Genomic DNA, 15,451 nt, shown 5'->3' with positions numbered 1-15,451 from the left:
GCGGCGATAGAGAGCGACGATGACGAATCCCGTCAGCAGATTACCACAACAATTGGGCGATTTCCGCGAGGAGAGCTGCAACGACGGGGGGCGGAACCTGCTGTCATTGGACTTGCAGCTTTGGATTGAGGTCTTGCTGCTCATTATCCTGGGTGTGGTCATGATCTACAGTGCCAGTTTCGTCATGTCGTTTCAAAAAACCGGCGATACGGCTCACTACGTAAAGCGACAGCTGGTTTGGATTATATTGGGATTGAGCGGAATGATCGTGATCAGCAGGATTGATTACCGCATCTATGAGAGCCATGCGCGATGGATCCTGCTTGCTGCTGTTGCGGCGCTGCTGCTGGTTCTAATTCCCGGCATCGGTGTGAAACTCAACAATGCGCGACGTTGGGTCAGTTTGGGATATTTCAACCTGCAACCGGCCGAATTTGCAAAAGTGGCCTGGATCATTTTTCTCAGTAGTTCACTTGCCGCGAAACAGGAACGGATCAAGAAAATAACGGTCGGTTTTCTACCGCCCATGATTTGGTGTGGAATATTGGCGGTTGCGCTGCTTCTAGAGCCTGATTTCGGTACAGCTTTTATCATATCGTTGCTGACCGCATTAATGCTGACCGTGGCCGGCGTGCCCATTCGCCATCTGCTGATTCTCGCACCAATAGGGGTTGCCGGTCTGTATCATTTTGTCTATTTGGTCCCCTATCGCTGGGAACGAATCACGGCTTTTATGAACCCCTGGACCGATCCTCTTGATTCCGGATACCAGCTCATCCAGGCATGGATCGCCGTGGGATCCGGTGGCATATGGGGCAAGGGGCTCGGCGCAGGGCATCAAAAGCTGTTCTATCTTCCCGAGTCGTTTACCGATTTCATCATGGCGGTCATTGGTGAAGAAATGGGATTTGTGGGAATCCTGGCCATCTGCCTGCTGTTCTTCTTTCTATTCTGGACAGGCCTGAAAATCTCCCAGGAAGCACCTGATACCCTGGGGGCGTTCTTGGCACTTGGCATAACCATGCTGCTCTGCCTGCAGGCGCTTCTCAACATGGGGGTTGTACTGGGGCTGGCACCGACCAAAGGATTGCCGTTGCCTTTCATATCCTACGGCGGCAGCGCATTTACCGCCAATTGCCTGGCAATCGGCATTCTCATGAGCATTGCTCGCACTACGGAAAGACATTAGGCGGCCCATGTATAAGCGCTACAAACACATTCATTTCGTCGGGATAGGCGGCATTGGAATGAGCGGCATTGCAGAATTGCTGCTCAATCTTGGCTATCAAGTGAGTGGATCGGATGTTAGAGATGCGGATATAACGCGCAGACTGTCTCAGTTGGGCGCGGAGATAAAAATCGGCCATCATGCCGATCACATCGTCGGTGCCGACGTGGTGGTCCTATCCTCCGCCATCCCGGAGGATAACCCGGAGGCGCGTGCGGCTAGAACGTTGGGGAATGTTCCAGTGATACGCCGTGCAGAGATGCTGGCGGAGCTGATCCGCCTGAAGTATTCAATCCTGGTGGCGGGTGCGCATGGAAAGACGACCACCACTTCGATGGTTGCCACAGTCCTCGCGCGCGGTGGGCTGGACCCCACAGTCGTGATCGGCGGCAAATTAAACGCCTGGGGAACCAATGCCAAGCTCGGACGGGGTGATTTTATTGTGGCCGAAGCGGATGAAAGCGACGGTACCTTTCTGTTACTGCCGCCAACCATTGCGGTGGTGACTAATATTGATCTCGAACACTTGGATTTCTACCGCGACCTCGATCACATTCAGCAGTCTTTCCAGGAATTCATCAGTAGAGTCCCATTTTACGGGCAGGCCGTGCTTTGTTTGGAAGATGAGAATGTGCAGGCCATGCTGCCGCAGGTGCGCAAGCGTTTTGCCACCTATGGGTTTTCTCCGCAGGCCGATTTCCAGGCGCGAAATGTGCTCATGCATGGCCTCATGACTTCCTACAGGGCGTTCTTTCAGGGTCGGGAACTGGGAGTGGTGGAGATCCCCATACCGGGTCGTCACAATGTTTTGAATTCTCTTGCCGCCATCGCAGTGGCGCATGAACTTGAGGTGGATTGGGCCAGCATCCAGGCGGGATTGGCCGACATGACGGGGGTGCAGCGGCGCTTTCAGATCAAAGGCGAACGGCGCGGCGTCTTGGTTTTGGATGATTATGGTCATCATCCCACAGAGATCAGGAACGTGCTCGAGACACTTGCGGCGTGCTACCCGGACCGTCGCAAGATTGTCGTTTTTCAACCGCATCGCTACTCGAGGACCAAGGCCCTGCTGGACCAGTTCGCGCGCTGCTTTTATCAGTCGGATGTGCTGCTGGTGTCAGAAATTTATGCGGCCAGCGAGAGGCCCATCGCCGGGACAAGCGGTCGAGTGCTGGCGGATCAAATAGCAGTACACGGTCATCATGATCTACATTTTTCTCCGACCCTTGAGGAGGTTCTGACGAGACTAATGGATATAGTGGCGCCCGGGGATGTGGTCATTACCCTGGGCGCTGGAAACATCTGGCAGGTGGGTGAATGGCTGCTGGAACAGCTGCAGGGTGGCGATCGCTGAGTGCTGAGTCGAGGTGTCAAGAATCAACGAGGGGAAAGTTCATCATATGCAATTTGCAGCAACTCTTAGCCGGGAATGCTCAATTGAGATGGTAAGAGCAGGACTCAGCACTCAGCGATCGTCATCGCATGTCACACAACAATATCTTAACCAATTTCCAGGTGGCTGACCCGACATGGGAAAAAAGATCAACCGCTATAAGACTGGACGTACCGGACAAAAAAAGTTTTTGCGCAATCTATGCGGGCGGCTCTTGGGTCTGTCGCTGGTCATCTTTGGCCTGCCTTTGTTGAGTGCGGCTCTTGCTCATGCTTATTATGCCCTGCTTGATGCGGCCTGGCCGCAAGTACAGGAAATAGAAATCATAAACACCAGGCGCATGGAGCGCGGTGAAGTCCTCAATACGATGGGAGTTCCCAAAGGGGCGAACCTTTTCAGTGTGCGTGCAACCCACTTGTCAAGCCGGTTGGAGTCCCTGCCGTGGGTTCGTTCCGCGGTGGTTCGCATTGACCTCTCCGGAAAGATGGTGGTGGACATCTCCGAAAGGGAGCCGCTGGCCATTGTGCATATCACGGATTTTTTTCTGCTCGACAGGGAGGGCAAGCTTTTCTTGCAGACACAGCCGTTGGAATACCCCGACCTTTTGCTGGTGACCGGTATGACCGCCAATGATATCGACTCGGGGAAGCAGTTGAAAGAAATAAAATTGCAGATACTTAGAGATTTGCTTCAGGCGCTTGAGAAGGTGAGGAATTGGTTTCCTCCACGGCAGATTTCGCAGTGCCATTGGCAGGAAGGCGCAGGAATTATTCTTTACACCACCCGGGGAGGCATACCCATCCGACTGGGATTGCGGGACTTTGATGGCAAGTTGGCTCGCCTCAATCGAGTATTCGCCGTCTTGATGGATCGCGCATGTTTGGACGCGGTGAAGCGTATCGATCTTGACTATCCCAACCGGGCTTACATTGAGGGGAATTTTGCCTCGGCAAAAGGGATATGACAATTCTGCTAGGCTCTGCCGTCACAGGTTAGGGGAAGGACGAAGCCCATGGGAAGAAAAGAGGAGCTCATCGTTGGTCTGGATCTTGGTACTACAAAGATCTGCGCCGTTGTCGGTGAAGTCACCCCGGAGGGAATCGATATAGTGGGGGTGGGAACCTACCCCTCGGTCGGCATGCGGGGTGGAGTGGTGGTGAATATTGAACAGACGGTGAATTCCATCAGGAAGGCGGTGGAAGAGGCCGAGTTGATGGCCGGCTGTGAGATTTCGTCAGTCTATGCCGGAGTTGCCGGAACACACGTGCAGAGTCTCAACAGTCACGGCGTCATTGCAATTAAGAGCCGTGAGGTCACGCAAGCCGACATCGAGCGTGTTCTGGATGCAGGCAAGACGATTGCCATGCCTTACGATCGTCAAATCCTGCATGTGCTTCCACAGCAGTACATTGTTGATGATCAGGAGGGCATCCAAGATCCCTTGGGAATGTCCGGTGTCCGCTTGGAAGCCAAGGTCCATATCATTACAGGAGCCATCAGCGCCGTCCAGAACATCATCAAATGCTGCGAAAAGGCCGACCTCATGGTGCAGGATGCGGTCCTTGAATCGCTCGCTTCAAGTGAGTCCGTACTCGATGTGGATGAAAAGCATTTGGGAGTCGGTTTGGTCGACATGGGAGGTGGAACTACCGATGTGGCAATCTTTCAGGATCACGCCATTCGTTACAGCTGCGTGGTGGGTTTGGGCGGCAACCACATTACTTCGGACATTTCGGTAGGTCTGCGCACGTCAATCGATGAAGCGGAAAAGATCAAGAGGAAATATGGTTGTGCCATGCTGGATTGGGTCAATCCGCAGGATGTCATCGAGGTGGGATCCGTAGGGGGACAGAAGCCAAGGCAATTGGCTCAGTCCATCCTGACGGAGATCATTGCGGCCAGGGTGGAAGAGATTCTGAAAATCGTCGAATGGGAGTTGGTCCGCTCGGGTTACATTGAATCGCTTCACGCCGGTCTGGTTTTGACAGGGGGTGTGGCGTTGCTCCCGGGCATAAAGGAACTGGCCGAAAAAGCTTTTGATATGCCCGTTAGAATCGGTGTGCCGTACAGCTTTCACGGGCTCGGTGATGTGGTGAAGAACCCGATTTACGCGACTGCCACCGGGTTGATCCTGTACGGATGGAAACATGGCAGCCCGGTCGTTAGGGAAAAGCCCAAATTGCTCAACAGAGTGATTGAGACCATGAAGGGTTGGTTTAGAGAGTTTTGGTAAGGGCGGGTGTCAATGGAGCTTTGTAACAGGTGTTAATCTCTGGGATACTTGAAGGGGGGAAGATGAAAAGCATGGATGATGCCATAATCAACAGAGCCAAAATTAAAGTTTTTGGGATCGGTGGCGGTGGCGGAAATGCCATCAACAACATGATCAATGTCGGACTCGACGGTGTCGAATTTATTGCCGCCAACACGGATTTTCAAGTGCTTGAGCGCAATCTGGCTCCGACTAAAATTCATCTGGGAGTGAACTCCACCAAAGGACTGGGGGCAGGCGGCAACCCGGAAGTTGGGAGCAAGGCAACCCAGGAGGACATTGATAAGATCAAGGAGGCCATTGACGACAGTGATATGGTTTTCATCACGGCCGGTTTGGGTGGTGGTACGGGAACCGGAGGGGCGCCTGTGGTGGCGCAGGTCTGCAAAGAAATGGGGGCCCTCACGGTAGCCGTGGTGACCAAACCGTTCGCCTTTGAAGGCAAGGTGAGGCTGCGCAATGCGGATCAGGGTCTCAATTCGCTGCAGCAGGTGGTCGATACTCTCATCACCATCCCCAATAATCGTCTCCTGTGCCTGGCCGACAAGCGGGCGACCTTCCTGGAAATGTTTAAGCGAGCAGATGACGTTTTGCTATACGCGGTGAAGGGCATTTCAGATCTTATCATCAACCCGGGCTATATCAACGTCGATTTTGCTGATGTGAAAACGGTCATGGCGGAGATGGGGCTTGCGCTGATGGGAACCGGCGCCGGAAGAGGAGAAAACCGTGCGGTGCACGCTGCTCAGCAGGCCATTTCGAGCCCGCTGTTGGAAGACATTTCCATCCATGGTGCCAAGGCCGCCCTCATCAATATTTGTGCCGGGCCGGACCTTGGCATGCACGAGTTTGAAGAAGCCTCCTCAATCATTCACAAAGAGGTGGACGAAGATGCGCACATCATCCTCGGTATGGCCATCGACCCCAACATGGAAGACGAATTGCGGGTAACGGTGATTGCAACCGGCATAGGGTGCATTGAGCAGCAGCACAAGGTCGAGTCGTTGTCTCGGCAGGCTCAACGACGCATTCACGCCGATGGTGTTGTGCCCGAAATCAACTACGATTATTTACAGATCCCCACCGTGGTCCGTCACCGGACCTTCAGGGAAGAGCGGACGGAGGAGCAGCCGACCAAAAAACGCACGTTTCTGCGCAGGCTGACCGGCGCCGGCGGTTCCGATGAAGAGGACCTGAGCATCCCGACATTCATAAGACGTCAGGCAGATTGATCCGGCCTTTACTTTTCCACCCGGAGGGGTTAGAGGATCACAATCTGCAGCGGTGTTGCAGCGGGACGGTATTGACAGGGTGTGCAGATTGTGGGGTTTCTCTCACCCCTATACAAGTGGTGCGCCGAGCGTCTGAATCAGGTCATGTCGTGGAGATTGAAGCAGCGCCAGAAAAACTGGCTGGCTCAGGAAAAGGGAACCATTGTCAAGGATTGGGGGGGCAAGTTATGCGTTGCCCTCGCGTTTCCCAACCGCTACGTGGTTGGCATGTCAAATCTCGGTTTTCAGTCGGTTTATGGTTTGCTCAATGAACACGCCAATATCGTCTGCGAACGGGTCTTCTACCCGGAGACGGAAGATCTCAAAGAATTGCAGCTGAACCCCGGCCACTTGCTTTCAGTGGAATCGCAGCGGCCGATCCAGGATTTTCATCTACTCGCCTTTTCCATTCCCTTTGAAAATGACTACGCCCATGTGGTGGAGATGCTGTGCCTGGCAGGCATCCCGCCACAAGGTAGAAAACGCGGCGTGAGCCATCCTCTGGTGGTTGCCGGAGGAGTTGCGGTATTTCTGAACCCGGAGCCGCTGGCGGATTTCCTTGATGGTATGCTGATCGGTGAAGCCGAAGCTATTGTCCCGGATTTGCTGCAATGTTTACACACTCACACAGGTGAAAGGCGCGCGCGCCAGGACCTTCTCGCGGTCCTTGCCAGAGAGGTTAAAGGGTTCTATGCGCCGTCGCTCTACCAGGTTTCATATCGAGCCGACGGCACCATAAACAGGGTAGAACCCTCTTCAGATAACGACCTGCCGGAAAGAATCGTTTATCGAAGAGGTGATCTCACAAGAAGTTCCCCCTGCCGTTCTGTCATCCTCACACCAAACACCGAGTTCAGCAGTGTCCATTTGATAGAAATAGGTCGCGGGTGCGGCAGGGGTTGCAGGTTCTGTGCGGCAGGCTTTGTGTATCGGCCCGTGCGTTATCATTCAGCAGAGAAGCTGGTGGCGGCTCTTAACGGCAAAATTGTCGATACACCGCGGGTCGGACTGGTGAGCGCCGCCGTCTCAGACCATCCCGAGATTTCACTCTTGTGTCAAGACCTTATGGATCGGGGCGCGACCCTCTCCTTTTCATCGCTTCGGGCCGACGCCATTGATCCTCGAGTTAGGGCTGCGCTGGAGTCCGGCGGGCGTCAAGCAGTGGCCATTGCTCCCGAGGCCGGTTCTGAGCGATTGCGCCGCGTCATCAACAAGAATCTATCCCTCGAAGAGATCTACGCGGCTGTTGAAACACTGACGGGAATCGGCATCCTGCATCTCAAACTCTACTTCATGATCGGTTTGCCCACCGAGAATCTTGATGATCTTCAAGCCATTGTGGACCTTGCCAAGGGCATCAAACATCATGTGTTGAAGATCAGCCGCGGGAAACAGCGTATCGGGAGCATCACTTTGAGTATTCACAGTTTTGTACCAAAGGCCTTCACCCCGTTTCAGTGGGTCCCGTTTTGTGGAGTGCAGGAGTTGAAAAAGCGAGGCAAATGGATTCAGAGGGAACTGCAGAAGCTGCCCAACGTGCGCGTCCACTTTGATTTGCCCAAATGGGCTTATGTGCAGGCTTTGCTCGCGCGGGGCGACAGAAGAGCCGGGGCATTCCTGGAAAAAACAGCCGTCGGCGGGCTTTCATGGTCGCAGGCCATGAAAGCGGTACCTTTCAACCCTGATTTTTGGGTCATGCGGGAGCGGGAACACGACGAAGTTTTTCCGTGGGAAATCATTGACCACGGCATCAGGCGGGATTTCTTGTGGGAAGAGTACCAACGGGCGTTGCAGGAAAAGTCCACCCGACCCTGCCCGGCAGACGGCAAATGCCGACGCTGCGGTGTCTGCGAGCCTTGATCCTCACCTCCACCCAGCATCGTAACTTCATTCACCCATTATTGAACTTGCCAACCTTCACTTATATACTTAGACTACAAAAATCTGTTGACTCGATAAGATATAATGGTTTTTGCCGGTCAACGAATATTTGGCTATTTGTGAGGAGAACAGCAGGCAATGCAGCAACAGGATTACTATCAAACTCTTGGAGTTTCCCCGGACGCGACCGGTGAAGAAATCAAGAAGGTCTACCGTAAGCTGGCTTTGGAAACGCACCCTGACAGAAACCCCAATGATCCATCGGCGGAAGAGCGCTTCAAGAAAATCAGTGAGGCCTATGGGGTTCTGGCCGACAGTCAAAAACGGGCACAGTACGACCAATACCGGCGGCTCGGGCTCCATCAGCGACCGGGAGGTTACTCACAGAGAGGATTTGGATATTCCCAGGAAGAAATTTTGCGAGATCTGTTTCGCAATCAGCAAACCCAGGACATCTTCTCGGAAATGCAGCGGGAATTTCAACGGATGGGTTTTCGGTTTGATGAAGACTTCATCAATCGAATGTTTTTTGGCAACCGCTCGATCTTTTTCCAGGGGGTCTTTTTCGGTGGGCCGGGGGGTGTTCGGGTTTTCCGCTACGGCGGTGGGAGACCACAGCCGGGTCAGAGGCCGCAAAGCCCCCATGTGAAGAGAGATACAGCCCAGGCCAAGGCAGAGCCCAGGGGAATTATACAGGAAGGGTTGGCGCAACTGGCCAAAGCCGGCAAGAAAGTCGGCAAGTACCTCCTGACCAAAGCCCTTGGCCTCGACAAAGCCGGTTTGTCCGATGGTCGGCAAACACAACGCGTCTCGCAGGGGCCTGACATTACCTACAATCTCGTGATTTCCCGTGGTGAAGCGGTCACCGGCGCTACCGTCGAAGTGGAATTGCCCCATGTGGATGGCGGCAAGCGCGTGTCCGTTCGTATTCCCCCCGGTGTGCAAACCGGCACCAGACTGCGTCTCAAAGAAATGGGGCGCGTTTCCCCGAGTCGTTCCCAGGGGCGTGGCGATCTCTACATACAGCTGCAAGTAAGCTGAAGCTAAACGGCGGTCGGAGGCTTGAGGCAACGGGGATTCTGCGATCTTCACGGTGAATGATCACCATAATCGCAGGTCAGGGAGAGGGCGGCACTCCCCGACCCGGCAAAATCTTCCCTCTGCGACGCTATGCGTTGCTATGCAGGGCTGCGAAAGCTTCCTCGATGATGGAATATTCTTCGGGTTGGATGGTGCGCACATCGAGGAGATACTGATCCGACTCGATGCGACCAATGATCGGGGGGCTGTGCCTCCTGAAGCTGGTCTCGAGTTTTTGCGTGCTCATTTGAGAGGATCGGAGGGCCACCACAAAGGTGGGCAGATACTGACCCGGCAGCGAACCGCCGCCCACCTGGGAATGACTTTGTCGCACCTCGATCTGCACGGCGTCCGAGTCGGCCGACCGTGTTAGACCAGCTGCCAGATGGTGTGCGCGTTCTTCCAAAGACGCCGGGGGGAGGGAAATCATGCGCAGTGTGGGGACGTCCTGCAGCACTTGAACTTCATCCCGATAAAGGCGCAAGGTCGCCTCGAGGGCTGATATTACCATCTTGTCGACTCGCAGAGCGCGCGTCAAGGGATTCTTTCTGCATCGGGCGATGAAGTCCTTGCGGCCTAAAATGACTCCGGCCTGTGGACCGCCCAATAATTTGTCTCCGCTGAAGGTCACGACATCAGCACCCGCCTCGACCACTTCCTGCACAGTGGGCTCCCCCACCAGTCCAAATTGTGCCAGGTTCACAAAACATCCGCTGCCAAGATCCTCCATGACCGGTAGATTGTACTTCCTGCCGAGGAGAACCAGGTCGGGCAAGGAGACTTCAGAAGTGAACCCAATGATGCGGTAATTGCTGCAGTGCACTTTGAGCAGAAGAGCGGTGTGATCGTTAATAGCGGACTCATAATCCCGGCGGTGAGTCCGGTTGGTGCATCCGACTTCGCGCAAAATGGCGCCGCTACTGCGCATGACATCGGGAATGCGGAAAGATCCGCCGATTTCCACCAGTTGACCGCGGGAAACGATCACTTCCCGCTCCCTGGCGAGCGTATTCAAGGTCAGCAGGACCGCTCCTGCATTGTTGTTCACCACCAGCGCCGCCTCCGCTCCGGTGATTTCGCACAGTATGGCTTCGGCATGGACGTAGCGGGAGCCGCGGCGGCCTTCCGCAAGATCATATTCCAGGTTGTTATAGGTGCGGCATATGGTCTGTAACCGGTCGACGGCCTGCCGGGGCAGCAGGGACCTTCCCAGGTTGGTGTGGATGACAATGCCGGTCGCATTGACCACTTGACGCAGGGTATAGTCGCTGATGGCCTCGAGTCGTGCGAGGATTTCCACGATCAAGTCTTCTGTGGGAATGCTGAGACCTTCGATGCTTTCGGGATTTGTCAGGACAAAATGCCGCTTCTCGGCTAAAATCTGGCGAATGCTTTCTACAACCAGTTTGCGCGGCTGATTGGCCAGAGCCTTCTGCAGAGCGTCGTGTTGCAGCAGGGAATCCACCGCGGGCAGTTTTCGAAGTATTTTCCGGGCAGTCGCTGGGATCATATTCGTGGCACCTTGTTTATGATGATGGAATGTTCTAGCACAGACCTACACACCCGCCAACCCTGGGCATGGGGTTCCAGGAAAACTTTTTTTCGGCAACCATCCCGGTTATAGTACATCCGCCGAATAATGTTAAATACCGAGGGATGAGTAATTTAATGAAATATTCTGTCGATTACCAGCAACAACTGCCTGACTATGATTCACTGACCAGTCCCGCCCAATGGAAGAGCGATGCAAAGGACATTTTGTCCTTCCTCAAGAGTTCACGCGATTCAGCATGCCTGCAGGGAGCCCATCCATCCGTTTTGGCCTATCTCATTGCCCGTGGGCTCGATTCCATTGGAAAGTCCTTCCTGCTGGTTGCGCCTACCGATCGAGAGGCTGAAAAATACCTGGAAAACCTTTCCTTTTTTTGGGGAAAGGATGATCCTCACGCCAAATCCTTTGCAGCCAACAGGATCTGGCACTTTCCTTCACGCAGCGGCCATAAGGCCCAGTGGCTGGGAAAGATGGAGGCCACAGCCCGCCGGCTGGAAACTCTTCATATGCTTCGGACCGCCGCGTCGCCTGTGGTTGTGGTGACCTCGACCCTCGCCCTGCTGGAACTTCTGCCTCCCGCTGAGGTGCTCCTCGAACAGTATGAATACCTGATTCCCGGTGAACAAATCAATTTGCAGGACCTCTGCCGCCGACTTGTGGAACGAGGATATTCCCGCGTTTCTCTGGTGGAAGAATATGGCGACTTCAGTCAGCGGGGCGGAATTTTGGATGTCTATTCACCGCTCCACAGGTGGCCGCTGCGCATGGAGCTGTTTGGCGACGAGCTTGAGTCCATCAGGCTGTTCCATCCCGGTACCCAAAGGTCCATGGGGGTTTTGGAGGATGCCGTGCTGCTCCCCGGCAGTGAAATCATTCTCGATGCAGAGGCGAAGGAGCGGGCCAAAAAGGCCATATACGAAGATGTAAAGAGTGAGAAATTATCGCCGGCAGCCGGCAATGTGTGGCTTGAAAGAATCCAGGAAGGGTATCAGATGGATTATTTTGAAGAGGTTTTGCCGGTATTTTATGAACGCACCGCAACCCTTTTCGATTATCTCCATCCATCCATGGTCGTGGTTTGGTCCGACAGCAACCAAATTCGCAAACAAGCAGACGACATTTATGGGCGGCTTCGCCAGGATGCCATTGATAGCCGATCGGTACACGAATGGAGACGGCCCGCTGCGGATCTGTTGCAGCCGCGAGATCGCTTTGAGCTGGCGAGCGGGGACTTTCAGCAAATATGGGCCAATTCCCTTGCCCGGCAACTGTCATCCACCAGGATTTTTGAAGTCAAGGCCAGAACGCATGAGGATCTGGCTCTCATGGTTTCTTCTCATCCCGGCAGGGAACGATTGCTGGAGCCTCTCGCCAGACAGTTCCTGGAATGGCAGAAGGAGGGCATCAGTTCTTACCTCGTCTGCGGACACAAGGAACAGGCCAGGAGATTGGCTGAGCTTTTGAAAGGCTACGACGTGGATGCCATGTTCAGTGCGCTGGCCTTTGGTGAAGAGTCTTACTCTGCGGTGGTGGTCAAAGTGATCACCGGCCCCCTGGAAAAGGGATTCATTTGGCGTGAAGAAGGGCTTGCCGTTGTGTGTGAAGAGGAGATTTTCGGCAAGCGATCCCGGCGCCGTTCACAGAGTGCTGTGGCTGGAATTTTCCTCAATTCCTTCAGGGACCTGCATGTGGGCGATTACGTTGTCCATGTGGATCATGGCATCGGCGTCTATAAGGAACTGGCTCACTTGATGGTGGGGAGTGCCGAAAGCGATTTTTTGCTGCTCGAGTACCAGGGTGGCGACCGGCTTTACGTTCCCGTGGACAAGCTGCAGAAAGTTCAGAAATATTTGGGGATCGAGGGTGAGGAACCGCGTGTCGACAAGTTGGGGGGAAAGTCTTGGGAAAACGCCAAGAAAAAGGCCAGGGAATCTGCCGAAAGGGTGGCTGAAGAGCTGCTCAATCTGTATGCTCTGCGACAGGTCAATGAGGGTTTTCGCTACTCCTCCCCGGATCAGTTCTATCGAGAATTCGAAGCGACCTTTTCCTACGAGGAGACTCCCGATCAGCTCGAGGCCATCGAGGATGTTATTGCCGACATGACGTCGCCGCGGCCAATGGATCGGCTGATCTGCGGTGACGTGGGTTTCGGCAAGACCGAAGTCGCCGTGCGGGCGGCTTTCAAGGCGATCATGGACGGCAAGCAGGTAGCCATGCTGGTGCCCACGACGGTTCTGGCGGAGCAGCATTTCCAGACCTTTGCCGAGCGATTCACTGGTTTTCCGTTGCGGGTTGCTTCACTGAGCCGATTCAAGAGTCGAGCTCAACAGAAAGAGGTGCTCGAAGCGCTCAAGAAGGGCACTGTAGACCTGGTGGTGGGCACGCACCGTCTGCTGCAAAGTGACGTCGCGTTCCGCGATCTGGGTCTGCTTATCATCGATGAAGAGCATCGATTCGGGGTCAAGCACAAGGAAAAGCTCAAACAGTTGCGGGTGTCGGTCGATGTGCTGACCTTAACCGCCACTCCCATTCCGCGCACCCTGCACATGTCGCTTGCCGGCATTCGCGATCTGAGCACCATAGAAACCGCTCCGCAGGATCGCAGGGCGATTGAAACATACGTCTGCAGCTACGATGAATTCACCATCAGGGAAGCCATTTATCGAGAACTGGAACGTGGCGGGCAGGTGTTTTTTGTGCACAACCATGTGCAAAGTATTCACCCGATGGCCGCCACTTTGAAGAAACTGGTGCCGCAAGCGCGGGTCGGTGTTGCTCATGGACAAATGAAAGAACGCGATCTGGAACGGATGATGCTCGATTTTGTGCACAAACAGATTGATGTCCTGGTTTGTACCACCATCATCGAATCGGGCTTGGACATCCCGGCCGCCAACACCATCATCATCAACCGTGCGGATAAATTCGGGCTGGCTCAAATTTACCAGCTGCGCGGGCGGGTGGGACGTTCACGCGAACAGGCCTTTGCCTACCTGATCATTCCAGGCGAGCATCTGATCAGTCGCGATGCACAAAAGCGGCTGCGTGCACTGATGGACTTCAGTGAACTGGGAGCGGGTTTTAAAATCGCTCTGAACGATCTTCAAATCAGAGGGGGGGGCGCCATCCTTGGAGCTTCCCAATCCGGGCACATCGCTGCGGTCGGCTATGAACTCTATTTGGAGTTGCTGGAAAGAACGATACGGGAGTTCAAAGGCGAACAAAGAGAATCCGATGCGATCGATCCGGAAATCAATGTGTCGCTGCCTGTGTTTCTGCCGGAGACCTACATTGCAGACAATGATCAGAGGCTCCTGGCATACAAACGTTTGGCGACTATTTCTGAAGATGCCGATATCGACGAGCTGGCTTCGGAATGGCGGGACCGCTACGGTCCGTTGCCGGAAAGCGCCAAGAACCTGATCTTGCTGGCCAGGTTGCGGTTGCTTTTCAAGCGCCATGGTGTCGTGAGAATGGACAGTGCCGGCGAAGCCGTCGTGTTGCACTTCCAAAGGCCGGAACAGATGATTTTGATCTCTTCTCATCTGGCCAGGAAGAAGTGCGAATTTCGTCCTGAATCGGAGTGCAAGCTGACGATGGAAATTTGGGCCCGAAGTTTGCCTCAGCGACTGCTGCGCCTCAAAAGAATCTTGCAAGAGATGGCCGAACATGCTAGTGATAACGGCCTGGTTCAGTAAGTTATTGTAAAAGTTTGAATTTGTCTCAAAATATGGAATTTTTATGAAAACACATCTTGCTGTTCCCACGACAGGTAACTGCCCAATGAAACGCTACCCATCGGCATGGGGCCTGACAGTTGTTTTATGCTCGCTCTGCCTGGCTTTGGGGGGCGGAGTGCTCCAGGCCGAGACCATCGATCGCATTGTGGCTGTAGTCAACGATGATATCATCCTGTACAGCGAGCTCGAGGAGCAGGTTAAGTTATTACAGGAGATTTCTCCCGATTTGCGACTGACTACGGAGGCCGAGCGGGAGCAGTTCGAGCGCGAGGTCCTGCAGCGGATGATTCAGGATCGATTGACGGAGCAGGAAATCAAGCGAATGAACATTAATGTTTCCGATCGCGATGTGGACAATGCAGTAGAGAATTTCAAGCAAGAAAACGGGTTTACCGAGGACCAGTTGCAGTACGTCTTGCAACAGCAGGGCCAGACGGTGGATCAATTCCGAGCGGGCATAAAGAGACAGTTGGAACGTTCCCGCTTGATCGAGCGCGTGCTCAAGTCAAAAACGGTGATCACCGACCAACAAATTGACACCTATCTGCAGGACGCTGGAGCGCCGGCGGTTTCCACAAGCGAGCGGCGTCATCTCGCGGTTATCTTTCTACCCGTCCAAAATGCCGGCCAGGCGGCCGAAGTCGAACAACTGGCGAAAAGCATCCACAGCCAGTTGAAAGGCGGAGCGGATTTTGCCAGGCTCGCCAGGGAGTATTCCCAGGGGCCCGCTGCCGAGGAAGGCGGTGACATAGGTTTTATTGCTGCAACGGACTTGGCGCCTGCTATCGAAGCAGCGACTCGCGGCCTCAGCGCCAACCAGGTCAGCGAAGTGCTGAAAACACCCCAGGGGTACTACCTCATTAAAGTGATCGCAGTGCAGCGCGAACAGCAAGAGGTCTCAAGCGTCAGTGCCGCCTCCCGCGAAAAAGCTCGGAATATGCTTTTCCAGAAGGAAATCGACAGGAGATATGAGCAGTGGATTAAGGAACTTATGGATAAGTCATTCATCCAGATCAATCTTTAACCGTCAATCA

The 15,451-nt window shown here is 54.2% G+C and carries 10 protein-coding genes; 9 read left to right on the top strand and 1 reads right to left on the bottom strand.

Annotated features, from left to right (window positions below):
- The first annotated feature begins 19 nt into the window (after nt 1-19).
- The 7 genes from ftsW (at nt 20) to K1V27_RS01735 (ending at nt 9,086) form a co-directional block, all read left to right on the top strand.
- Entirely contained in the window at nt 20-1,189 is a 1,170-nt protein-coding gene (gene ftsW / locus K1V27_RS01765) for a putative lipid II flippase FtsW (RefSeq protein WP_258927803.1), read from the top strand.
- 7 nt (nt 1,190-1,196) lie between these two features.
- On the top strand, nt 1,197-2,582 hold the full coding sequence (murC, locus tag K1V27_RS01760; protein WP_258927802.1) for a UDP-N-acetylmuramate--L-alanine ligase: 1,386 nt from the start codon (nt 1,197-1,199) through the stop codon (nt 2,580-2,582).
- Between the two features lie 175 nt (nt 2,583-2,757).
- Nucleotides 2,758-3,585: a cell division protein FtsQ/DivIB gene (locus K1V27_RS01755; protein ID WP_258927801.1), complete on the top strand. Its 828-nt coding sequence runs from the start codon at nt 2,758-2,760 to the stop codon at nt 3,583-3,585.
- 48 nt (nt 3,586-3,633) lie between these two features.
- Nucleotides 3,634-4,854 (top strand): cell division protein FtsA, encoded by a 1,221-nt coding sequence (gene ftsA / locus K1V27_RS01750; protein WP_258927800.1) that lies wholly within the window; start codon nt 3,634-3,636, stop codon nt 4,852-4,854.
- 62 nt (nt 4,855-4,916) lie between these two features.
- Nucleotides 4,917-6,125: a cell division protein FtsZ gene (gene ftsZ / locus K1V27_RS01745; RefSeq protein ID WP_258927799.1), complete on the top strand. Its 1,209-nt coding sequence runs from the start codon at nt 4,917-4,919 to the stop codon at nt 6,123-6,125.
- Nucleotides 6,126-6,269: 144 nt separating this feature from the next.
- Entirely contained in the window at nt 6,270-8,024 is a 1,755-nt protein-coding gene (locus K1V27_RS01740; RefSeq protein ID WP_258927798.1) for a radical SAM protein, read from the top strand.
- A gap of 159 nt (nt 8,025-8,183) precedes the next feature.
- Complete coding sequence (locus K1V27_RS01735; RefSeq protein ID WP_258927797.1) at nt 8,184-9,086, top strand: DnaJ domain-containing protein; 903 nt, start codon at nt 8,184-8,186, stop codon at nt 9,084-9,086.
- 127 nt (nt 9,087-9,213) lie between these two features.
- Here K1V27_RS01735 and selA read toward each other — a convergent pair whose 3' ends face one another.
- Nucleotides 9,214-10,635 carry an L-seryl-tRNA(Sec) selenium transferase gene (selA, locus tag K1V27_RS01730; protein WP_258927796.1) on the bottom strand — a complete coding sequence of 474 codons (1,422 nt, stop codon included), beginning with the start codon at nt 10,633-10,635 and terminating at the stop codon, nt 9,214-9,216.
- Nucleotides 10,636-10,793: 158 nt separating this feature from the next.
- Here selA and mfd point away from each other — a divergent pair, with 158 nt between their 5' ends.
- Complete coding sequence (mfd, locus tag K1V27_RS01725) at nt 10,794-14,375, top strand: transcription-repair coupling factor (RefSeq protein WP_258927795.1); 3,582 nt, start codon at nt 10,794-10,796, stop codon at nt 14,373-14,375.
- An 85-nt stretch (nt 14,376-14,460) separates the two neighbouring features.
- Nucleotides 14,461-15,441 (top strand): peptidylprolyl isomerase, encoded by a 981-nt coding sequence (locus K1V27_RS01720; protein ID WP_258927794.1) that lies wholly within the window; start codon nt 14,461-14,463, stop codon nt 15,439-15,441.
- The last annotated feature ends 10 nt before the right edge of the window (nt 15,442-15,451 follow it).

Source organism: Desulfoferrobacter suflitae (genome assembly GCF_022603395.1).
Lineage (GTDB): Bacteria > Desulfobacterota > Syntrophobacteria > Syntrophobacterales > Syntrophobacteraceae > Desulfoferrobacter > Desulfoferrobacter suflitae.
This window is presented reverse-complemented; position numbering and strand designations above follow the sequence as displayed.

Bases quoted from the DNA above. Each gene is read 5' to 3' on its own strand.
- K1V27_RS01735 (WP_258927797.1), top strand. From the start codon at position 8,184: ATGCAGCAACAGGATTACTATCAAACTCTTGGAGTTTCCCCGGACGCG.
- ftsA (WP_258927800.1), top strand. From the start codon at position 3,634: ATGGGAAGAAAAGAGGAGCTCATCGTTGGTCTGGATCTTGGTACTACA.
- K1V27_RS01720 (WP_258927794.1), top strand. From the start codon at position 14,461: ATGAAACGCTACCCATCGGCATGGGGCCTGACAGTTGTTTTATGCTCG.
- K1V27_RS01755 (WP_258927801.1), top strand. From the start codon at position 2,758: ATGGGAAAAAAGATCAACCGCTATAAGACTGGACGTACCGGACAAAAA.
- mfd (WP_258927795.1), top strand. From the start codon at position 10,794: ATGAAATATTCTGTCGATTACCAGCAACAACTGCCTGACTATGATTCA.
- K1V27_RS01740 (WP_258927798.1), top strand. From the start codon at position 6,270: ATGTCGTGGAGATTGAAGCAGCGCCAGAAAAACTGGCTGGCTCAGGAA.
- murC (WP_258927802.1), top strand. From the start codon at position 1,197: ATGTATAAGCGCTACAAACACATTCATTTCGTCGGGATAGGCGGCATT.
- ftsW (WP_258927803.1), top strand. From the start codon at position 20: ATGACGAATCCCGTCAGCAGATTACCACAACAATTGGGCGATTTCCGC.
- selA (WP_258927796.1), bottom strand. From the start codon at position 10,635: ATGATCCCAGCGACTGCCCGGAAAATACTTCGAAAACTGCCCGCGGTG.
- ftsZ (WP_258927799.1), top strand. From the start codon at position 4,917: ATGAAAAGCATGGATGATGCCATAATCAACAGAGCCAAAATTAAAGTT.